Genomic DNA, 8,298 nt, shown 5'->3' on the forward strand with positions numbered 1-8,298 from the left:
TCGTGCTCTACTTCTGAGAAATCCCACAGCACTCAGCAAACCAGCTTCCGCACTCACCGCTCATTCTGGGCTTAAGCGATAACCAGTGTGTCTGCGTCGAATACCAATCGTTCGCGTCCAATGACGGCGTTCAACTCCTCACAACCCAGTGTATCCGTCGCCCACTTAGCACTGAACCGACGGGCACCTCCTCGGATGATAGCGAGACAGAAGCCGACAAGACCAAACGAGAGTTCTGGGAAAGCGTCGCTGAGGAGGTTTCGTCGCGCTCGGACACGTCGCTTGGGCCAGTCAGTTCAGGCAGTTCCTACCATCGAGACCAACCAACACCCCTTCAGGATTCGATCATTCGGCTATCGATTAATACCCAGAAGCGTCAAATTTCGGTCCACCTCCTGATTCGCGATGATTGGAGTCTTTTCGACCATCTCGAAGACGATGCAGAGGCGATTGAAGCCGAGCTTGGGACTGAGATTGAGTGGGTGCCACCAGACAGGACCAACTCCAGCAAAGAACGGTGCAAGGTCCGACTCACGCGGCCGATCAACCTTGACGAGCGAACTGATTGGGGCGAGGCGGTCAAGTGGATAGTCGACCGAGGCGAGCAGTTCCACGCTGTCTTCGACGACCGGCTAGCTGCCTACTAACCACTACGGACCGCCTCACCACGACCAGGCCAGCAGCATGCCTGCAGCGGCTCCCACGAGTCAGCATGGCTGCTGACACTCCAAGATTCAAACCCCGGAATTCCACCGCCTGGTGGAATTATTTTGCTGATCGGCTTCTTCGAAGGCGCTGGTCATCTGGTCGGCAAGTTCGCCGGCTTCGATATGCGAGTAGTGCTCGCGAACGACCTCTTCGGAGTTGTCGAGCGCCCGGGCAGCTGCTGCATGGCCAGACGTACGTACGAGAACTTCGCCAGCACCACGCCGAGCACCGTGAGGCATCAGATATTCCTCGCCGTCATCGAGTTCGATACCTGCTTCCTCGCAGAGGCGCTTGAGGACGTGCCGACCGGCGTCGGTCGTTATCGACGGTGGTTCGATGTCGTACTCGACGCAGACCTCAATCAACGAGCGGTCGGTGCGCATCTCTTTGATCTCTGTGTCGGTGTATCCACGTCGATCCAGTTTATCGGTCACTCGTTGAGAGAGCGTCGGGTGATGAAACGAGGGAAACACTGGCCAACTTGCGCTCGGTGCATCCAGCATCTTCTGGTACATCTTCAGTGGGTGGAGTACTGGTTCGGGAAGCCCCCCGATCGTCGAGACGCTGCTTTTTCGCGAAAACCGTTGCGTAGCGATCCTCGAGATGGACGTCATCACACCGAAGAGCTCTGTTGAATCACTAGACTGCGTGGGATCGGTCACTAGATCAAAGGCATTGAAGCGAGAGACTTGCGTTGTCCATGACCCAAATCTCCCGCTTCACCGAGCGATGCGTCTTGGTCGCACAAAGAGTTACTGGCGATGGAAGCGAATCCGCCGCCCCGAACGATGGCGGCGGATTCGCCGATTACGCCCTCGTTTCCCTGCATTGTCTCCAGATCTACCTCGATACGTCCTACCGCATGACCATCGATCTACTGAAGGAGATGCCACAAATAACCCGGGAGATCGGCCTCGACGCGGCCGATCTCACTGCGCCGTCAACGTTGTGTTAAGCACTCGACCGAATCGTGATGAGTCTCTGTCGAGTGCTACTGCGCCAATCGGCGAGTTGCACGATCCATCCGAACACGCCGCTCTCGACGCCACGTTCTATGACCGAGACCGCACCAGCCGCCACTACTGCCAGCGCACGAACTACCGCGTGCAGACGCTCAAAGTCACGAAACTCGTCGATACAGAATCCCAAGCCGTCCTCGACGTTCACTGCTCGACCACACTCAAAGGAAGTGACGCCGACCTCTACGGGCAGATCGCCCGCCGGAATGCGGGCGATCTGCGGACTCTCGCTGCGGACAAAGGCTCAGTACACCACAAAGCTCGCCGGTTGAGTGCTTCTAAGACGTGAGTTGGTGGAGGAATTGGTACCGAGCAACTGCTGAAGAAGGTGGATCGGCACCGAGAGCATCAAACCTGTCGCAGTCGGCGGCGGAACGCCACCGACGCGACGGCGTTGTCACTCACCGAGCGGGCATTCCTGGCCGGTGGATTATCGCCCGAAGCGGTCGTCCGGCGGCTTGTTTGCGGGAACGGTGCGACGCACCGCGAGCGCCGTCTCCGCTGCTCTCCGTACCATTCCGAGGAATTCGTCGAATCGCCACGACCAGAGGCGTCGCGCGCCTCGGCGCGGCGACGCCACGTACTCCCAGTGGAGATACCGCCACGCATTCTGGAGNTCGTCGAATCGCCACGACCAGAGGCGTCGCGCGCCTCGGCGCGGCGACGCCACGTACTCCCAGTGGAGATACCGCCACGCATTCTGGAGTAAGAAGCTGATTAGTACGTACAGGAACCGCACCGCCGGATTCTGTGTCGTCGTATTCGCTATGCTTCGTTCGGACAGCCGGTAGGTCGATTCGATACCGAATCGGCGGCTGTAGTACTTCCTGGCTTGGCGTGGTGTCTCGATGAACGGCGCGTCCACGGCGTAGCCGTGACGCGCCACACCTTCCTCGTCGTACTTTCCTTGCTGGTACGTACAGTCGATATAGACCGGAAAATCGACGGTCCACGTGTGGCCGTCGATTTTCCCTCGGAGCTCGTGATCAATCACGCGGCTCCAGCCTGTGCTCAGTTCGTTCTGAATCTTCTCGCCCCACTTCACGATCGGCATGATGAAAGCGTAGTTGTGGGCAGCGAGTAGCGTCAAACAGTACGTATCATAGAACTCGCGGTCGAGGTAGACGGCCTTGGCTTCGAGGTCAAGGCCGTCGAGCGCGCCGAGTAGTTCCGCGAGGATCGAGCTGGCGGTGTCGCCGTCGGTCAGACGGCGCACCGCCAGCGTGTAGCGTTTGTTGCGTACGCGGGCGTAGAGCGTGGCATAGCCATGGAACGTCGTCGTTCCGGCTTTAGCGAGTGAGTTGTAGAGTTCCTCTGTAGATTCGTCCTCCTCGCCGTAGTACGGACGGAGGTGGAGGTCGGCGACGACCTCCACCGTCCGATCCGGGAGGAGTTCGAGGATATCCTGCTGGATGAGTGTCTTGCCGACTCGTTCGAGCTCTTCGAGCTCGAACTTCGTCCGGAGATGGTGGAGAATCGTGTTGGNATATCCTGCTGGATGAGTGTCTTGCCGACTCGTTCGAGCTCTTCGAGCTCGAACTTCGTCCGGAGATGGTGGAGAATCGTGTTGGCGTGAGGCGATTCCTCTGAGATCTCGCAGAGATGACTGACCGAGCCCTCGTCGGCTGTAGCGCCGACGAGGACGTTCCAGATGTCCTCGGAGTCGATATCGGCGTTTTCACCGAGGTCGATATTGATCTCCTCATCGAGAGTGTTGACGAGAAAGTTAAGCACCTGCTCTTCTGTGAGTTCGTTGGCTGCTTGGTCCGGTCGCATCAACCGACCAAGCAGCCGGTTCATCTAACCCACTTTGTGAGGTATTGAGGCTACGACAAGACCGCTCTCCGCGAACGCTGCGTGAGCTCGAGATTCGCCCACTCATCAAGCATTGCATACGTGCACCGTACGACCACGCACACGATGCCAGAATTGACGAGGATCTCTACGCACAGCGATCAATGACCGAAACCGTGAATTCGGCTGTCAAGCGCTCGCTCGGCTATGCCGTGCGAGCGCGTACCTGGTTCCGTGAGTTTCGAGAGATCGCCCTGATGTGTATCGTCTACAACATCAAACGAGCAGTGAAACAGTGNGCGCGTACCTGGTTCCGTGAGTTTCGAGAGATCGCCCTGATGTGTATCGTCTACAACATCAAACGAGCAGTGAAACAGTGAATTCCATCACCTTATGTCGATTCAACAGAGCTCCATATTGTGAAGATACGGAACATGCTTCGATCGTCCTGCTGCTGAAAACGCGGGAAAGCATACGTTTATCGCTGGTAACCATCGATCAGCCCGCTACAACTGGAACTTAATATCCATCTCAGCAAGGCGCGTCGCGCCCTGTTCGACTGTTTGCCTAGCCGACAAGCGAACTCACATCACAAATAGAGTGAAAGAGGCCGAACAGATGCAAAATTCGACGGTTCTACGGATCGGCACCCCCAATCTGTCTATTTAGCGCTCAATTTTGGCTGAGTACCCCAATTCCTAATACCCAGCCAACCGACTGAATCGTATGGCATCAGAGCGAACGCGCCCCCACCTGACTGTCCGCCCGCCCGATGCTCTTGAGGACGGCGATGGCGAACCCGAATTCATTCGTGTGAGCGGTGATCCCTCCCACGTTTGGCTGGATGGTCTCCATCTCGTCGAAACGACGGATCGAAGGGTCGAGGTCGGGAAGTATTATTATCTTCCGAACGGGGAAGGAATGTTCGTCGAGATATTGGATATCGAGCCGGCGGCTGACACCGAAGACGAGCATGACCCTCACTCACCTCAGGACGAACGAATTGAGCAAATAGATGGTGCGATGGACGAAGTCTCGATCCGAGTGCACTACTATGTCTCAGCCACTGACGACCAGTATCGAGTCGAAGGCGAACAAACGGATGTCGCACATCGGTATGGGCTGGAAGCGGACTTCGCTATCAATATGGGCGATATTGCTGCGGTTCCATATGTCCCGGTCGCCGGGATCGACAACTGATCCAGCAGTGCGGAACTCGATGACGTCACGGATATGGAGCTTGATCGCTGACAGATATCGTAAGCCAATGTCCCCCGATCAGTATTCGCTGAGGCTATGATTTTGTGACCGCGTGCGATTGCGTCCGACCTGGATGTACTCGAACTCAGCGAGATCGAGTTCGGTTCCTGCCCTGAGTTCGTCTCGCTGCGTGGTCGACAGCGTGCTAAGTTCAACGAGTGAGAGGGTGTGCTGAGCGAGAAAGTAGCTGCTCGCAAAGCTGGTTGGGCCCACAGTCACGATCTGCGAGGCATTCGCCCTTTCGCGTTTCAATTCGGCGTCCCGGTAGCGATAGATGGTTCCTTCCAGTTGATTGAGCGGGAACAGGGGAGCAGCTGCATCATGCTGTATCGTTTCCCCATCCTCACAAAAATTCTCTGTACTCATATACACTCACAAAATAATGCGCACTACTTATCGCTTGTGGCGTCACAATCAATACCCGTCTTTTCGTGTCGATAAACGAAAATGGACCGAGACGTGTACCAATGCACTGCAGGCGATCTTGCGACAAGAGACGTCACGTACAAGATGGAAAACGAAGAGGCGGGCTCTGTAGAGCAAACGATGGCAGAGCAGGGCTATGACGTGGCTCCAGTACACGACGGCAACCAGCCGATCGGATACATCGAGCGAGAGGGTCTGTCAACAGTATCTGATTCGTCACCGATATCGGACCACCTCCGTCGGATCACATTGGACGAGATTATTTCCACGAATGCCACCTTCGCGGATGTGCTCGAAGCACTTTCCGAGGACCCGTTCTACTTCTTGGGTGGCCGGAACCAGGTGACGGGTATTCTCACTCGTGCCGATCTGAACACATCGCCAGCGTACATCTATCTCTACGACCGAATCTCATTGCTCGAGGGGCAGTTGCGAGAGGTCGTCAGGGAGAACGCACCGGAATGGATGGACGCTCCCGCCGTCGATTTGCATCCGGAAGTTCGGGAGGGAATTCAGGAGCGGTACGAACAAGCGGAAAGAGCAAACATCGAGCTCGACCCGGTCGACTACACGCAGTTTTCGACATTAGCCAAGGTGGTGTGGAGCATTGAAGACTGCTGGCAACGCTGTGACTTCGCGAGTGGCGATTCTGCCAACAACTACTTCGAAGATGTCGTCGATGTTCGAAACGCCGTTGCGCATTCCAACCTGCTCGTCGAAAACACCGAGGGTGGGCTGATGAACGGCCGAACTGTCAGCATCCTGCTTGAGGCATACGATACTATCGAGCAGTGCCTCGATGCGCTTAACTAATCCTGATTTGCAGTCCTCTATGGGTGGGTATCGGTGCTACTCAACACGGACATCGATTCCGATGCCAAGGATCGTCTCAAACTGTAGTGAGTTCTCGGGCAAGGTTATGGAGTTCGTCGGTTACCGCGAGCGCGTCGAGCCAATGCTCGGGAAGCGCCGATGATCCGAAGCGAGCGCCGGCAACCGCTCCGGCGACGGCACCGATAGTGTCGGTGTCGCCGCCCTGGTTGACGGCGCTGACGATGGCTGACTCGGCGGAGTTAGCCGTCAGTGCATGATATAGCGCAGTCTGGAGAGTGTGGAGGACGAATCCGGAATTCTGCAATTCCGTCGAATCGATGTCGTCGGGAAGGGGCTCGAGAACTCCAAAAAGACTGTCGGGAGCGTCAGGATGCAACGCATCGAGAGCACTGGCGAGAGGTTGCTCGTCGCCATCAAGTAGTGCGGCAATAGTGAGATTCAGGGCCGCACAGCCGTGCGTACATCGGGGATCGGCGTGCGTGATCCGTGATGAGTCACGGCTCGTCCGCTGGAGGGTTTCCCAATTGTCGGCGAACGCGAGTGCAAGCGGCGCACACCGCATTACACTGCCATTGCCAGCATTGGAACCTTCGGGCTTTGCTTCCCAGACCTCCTGCCCCGCGCTGTCCCACGACGCCCCCTGATCAATGCGTCCCAACGCGTCGGCGGTCATGATCCCGATATCGAACGGGCCGCCGTTGTACCATGTCACGAACCGGTCGGCGATGTCGTCCGGGGCAAACTCGCCACGCTCGACGAGGCTCCGAGCAATACACAGCGCCTGCTCGGTGTCATCGGTGATGGTCCCCGCGGGCTTGCCGTGAGTGCCGTTGCCAGTCATCTCCCTGAGCGTGCCGTATTCGGCCTCGATAGCTCCCGACGAGCGAAACTCCACGGGCCGCCCGAGCGCGTCGCCGCAGGCCAATCCCAGTAGGACGCCCTCGGCTCTGTCATGTCCGACCATGCTCAGTCGAACGCTGGCGGAGTATTATATCCCCGGCCACTGTGCCCTGTACAATGGCTTCGAACGCGGTGGAGTGCCCATGATGGTGTTCGCGTTCGACCGTGACTGGACGGTCGATGTGAATCCCCATCCCCAGCACGAGGCGGTCCCGCTCGCGTGGGTGCGGCACCTCGCTCACGACACCGACCACGAGGTCTGGGCGATCGGGAACCAGGATCTGAAAGAGGAAGCCGACATTCCCGGCATCGAAGCGCTCGCGGAGCGATACTACGAGGAAGGTGTCGGCCGTCTCGGCGAGCAAAACGAGTTCGGTCGCTACGAATACTGGCCCGAGCGTCCTGACCGCCTTCGAATACTCGCCGAGGAGTTCCCCGACGCAACCGAATGCATCGTTGTCGACGATATCGATCTGAGTGATGTCGAGGGATGGAGTCACTACTACGCGTGGGACTTCGTCCTCGCCGTTGAACGTGGTGGCATCCCTATCGATCCACCATCCCGGGAGGAATGAGCGTCGGAGCAGTTCGATTTTCGAGCGTCTGTGTTGATCTCCCGCTCACTCTAGACGATCGGATGAGTGCGTTACTGCGATCGACTATGCTTTCGAGCTCTGGCAGCACAGTCCTCGCATCGGTCGAGCAGGTCGGTCCGGTTCATTTCGGGATCGATCGCGCCAGCCCCGTAGATGGGGCCGTCGTAAGCGAGCGGCGAGTCGTGGTTCATGTCGCGTCGTTCCATCTCTGCGGCGAGCCGGGCGTGACGTTCTTCCAGCCGCGTCGTGTCGATGTTGCCCTTCTCGGCGTGGCCTTCAGCGATCGCCTCGCCATGCGGGTGGTTTCGGATAGTCCCCACAAGCTGGTGGTGTTCTGCGTGCTCCCCGCGGAGATGATCGTCACAGAGGATCTCCGTCGGCAGGCACCACATCCGTGTCATCACTCAACTGAATGGGATCCACTTATAGAGTGTCACCGATTTCTTGGAGTGACAGCGATATCACTCTCTCACCCAAATTCTCGTGGAGAACGGCAGACAAGGCAAACTCACGGGCCTCTCTCGTATCTTCACCTTGTCGCCAGAATCACTTAAAGCGTCAGTAGCCACGCCACGATGATCCGGAATGCCTCGCCCACCAACTCGCAGGAGTTTCGCTGCTCTTACTGGTGTCGGAAACCGAGGGAACGATAGCGGGATGGGATAGCCAGACATTCCGGCGGGTTCATATCCCGCAGATCGGTGGTTCAAATCCACCTCCCGCTATCTCGCTTTCTCACCGAACAGTTTCGAGCGCGATAC

General features: G+C 57.5%; 7 protein-coding genes, 1 tRNA gene and 4 pseudogenes. 7 read left to right on the forward strand and 5 right to left on the reverse strand.

The window, feature by feature from the left end; genetic code table 11:
* Window positions 1-152: 152 nt before the first annotated feature.
* Window positions 153-647: a DUF4268 domain-containing protein gene (locus C451_RS24450; protein WP_394295076.1), complete on the forward strand. Its 495-nt coding sequence runs from the start codon at window positions 153-155 to the stop codon at window positions 645-647.
* A gap of 87 nt (window positions 648-734) precedes the next feature.
* On the opposite strand, the pseudogene C451_RS19890 reads toward C451_RS24450, so the two are convergent.
* Window positions 735-1,338, reverse strand: a pseudogene (locus tag C451_RS19890) (integrase); the annotation flags it as partial.
* A gap of 70 nt (window positions 1,339-1,408) precedes the next feature.
* On the opposite strand from C451_RS19890, the pseudogene C451_RS21350 reads away from it, so the two are divergent.
* Window positions 1,409-1,971, forward strand: a pseudogene (locus tag C451_RS21350) (IS5/IS1182 family transposase); the annotation flags it as partial.
* A gap of 186 nt (window positions 1,972-2,157) precedes the next feature.
* On the opposite strand, the pseudogene C451_RS19905 reads toward C451_RS21350, so the two are convergent.
* A pseudogene (locus tag C451_RS19905) lies at window positions 2,158-3,506 on the reverse strand (ISH3 family transposase).
* Between the two features lie 45 nt (window positions 3,507-3,551).
* On the opposite strand from C451_RS19905, the pseudogene C451_RS21355 reads away from it, so the two are divergent.
* Window positions 3,552-3,817, forward strand: a pseudogene (locus C451_RS21355) (transposase); the annotation flags it as partial.
* Between the two features lie 430 nt (window positions 3,818-4,247).
* Window positions 4,248-4,721 carry a hypothetical protein gene (locus C451_RS22315; RefSeq protein WP_152420536.1) on the forward strand — a complete coding sequence of 158 codons (474 nt, stop codon included), beginning with the start codon at window positions 4,248-4,250 and terminating at the stop codon, window positions 4,719-4,721.
* A 78-nt stretch (window positions 4,722-4,799) separates the two neighbouring features.
* Here the strand turns inward: C451_RS22315 and C451_RS19920 are convergent, their stop codons facing one another.
* Window positions 4,800-5,147 (reverse strand): hypothetical protein, encoded by a 348-nt coding sequence (locus C451_RS19920; RefSeq protein ID WP_007743563.1) that lies wholly within the window; start codon window positions 5,145-5,147, stop codon window positions 4,800-4,802.
* Between the two features lie 144 nt (window positions 5,148-5,291).
* Here C451_RS19920 and C451_RS19925 point away from each other — a divergent pair, with 144 nt between their 5' ends.
* The gene (locus tag C451_RS19925) at window positions 5,292-6,020 is read left to right on the forward strand and encodes a CBS domain-containing protein (RefSeq protein WP_152420537.1); all 729 of its coding nucleotides are present in this window, start codon (window positions 5,292-5,294) and stop codon (window positions 6,018-6,020) included.
* 76 nt (window positions 6,021-6,096) lie between these two features.
* On the opposite strand, the gene C451_RS19930 is transcribed toward C451_RS19925, so the two are convergent.
* Window positions 6,097-7,005 (reverse strand): ADP-ribosylglycohydrolase family protein, encoded by a 909-nt coding sequence (locus tag C451_RS19930; RefSeq protein WP_007743568.1) that lies wholly within the window; start codon window positions 7,003-7,005, stop codon window positions 6,097-6,099.
* Window positions 7,006-7,084: 79 nt separating this feature from the next.
* On the opposite strand from C451_RS19930, the gene C451_RS19935 reads away from it, so the two are divergent.
* A complete protein-coding gene (locus C451_RS19935; protein ID WP_193788323.1) occupies window positions 7,085-7,516 on the forward strand; it encodes an adaptin protein in 432 nt (143 codons plus the stop codon).
* A 71-nt stretch (window positions 7,517-7,587) separates the two neighbouring features.
* On the opposite strand, the gene C451_RS19940 is transcribed toward C451_RS19935, so the two are convergent.
* On the reverse strand, window positions 7,588-7,938 hold the full coding sequence (locus C451_RS19940; RefSeq protein WP_152420538.1) for a pyrimidine dimer DNA glycosylase/endonuclease V: 351 nt from the start codon (window positions 7,936-7,938) through the stop codon (window positions 7,588-7,590).
* Window positions 7,939-8,188: 250 nt separating this feature from the next.
* On the opposite strand from C451_RS19940, the gene C451_RS19945 reads away from it, so the two are divergent.
* Window positions 8,189-8,262: transfer RNA gene (locus C451_RS19945), tRNA-Met, on the forward strand.
* Window positions 8,263-8,298 lie beyond the last annotated feature (36 nt).

It is taken from the genome of Halococcus thailandensis JCM 13552 (assembly GCF_000336715.1).
Classification (GTDB): Archaea; Halobacteriota; Halobacteria; order Halobacteriales; family Halococcaceae; genus Halococcus; species Halococcus thailandensis.

Bases quoted from the DNA above. Each gene is read 5' to 3' on its own strand.
- C451_RS19925 (WP_152420537.1), top strand. From the start codon at position 5,292: ATGGAAAACGAAGAGGCGGGCTCTGTAGAGCAAACGATGGCAGAGCAG.
- C451_RS19940 (WP_152420538.1), bottom strand. From the start codon at position 7,938: ATGACACGGATGTGGTGCCTGCCGACGGAGATCCTCTGTGACGATCAT.
- C451_RS22315 (WP_152420536.1), top strand. From the start codon at position 4,248: ATGGCATCAGAGCGAACGCGCCCCCACCTGACTGTCCGCCCGCCCGAT.
- C451_RS19920 (WP_007743563.1), bottom strand. From the start codon at position 5,147: ATGAGTACAGAGAATTTTTGTGAGGATGGGGAAACGATACAGCATGAT.
- C451_RS19930 (WP_007743568.1), bottom strand. From the start codon at position 7,005: ATGGTCGGACATGACAGAGCCGAGGGCGTCCTACTGGGATTGGCCTGC.
- C451_RS19935 (WP_193788323.1), top strand. From the start codon at position 7,085: ATGATGGTGTTCGCGTTCGACCGTGACTGGACGGTCGATGTGAATCCC.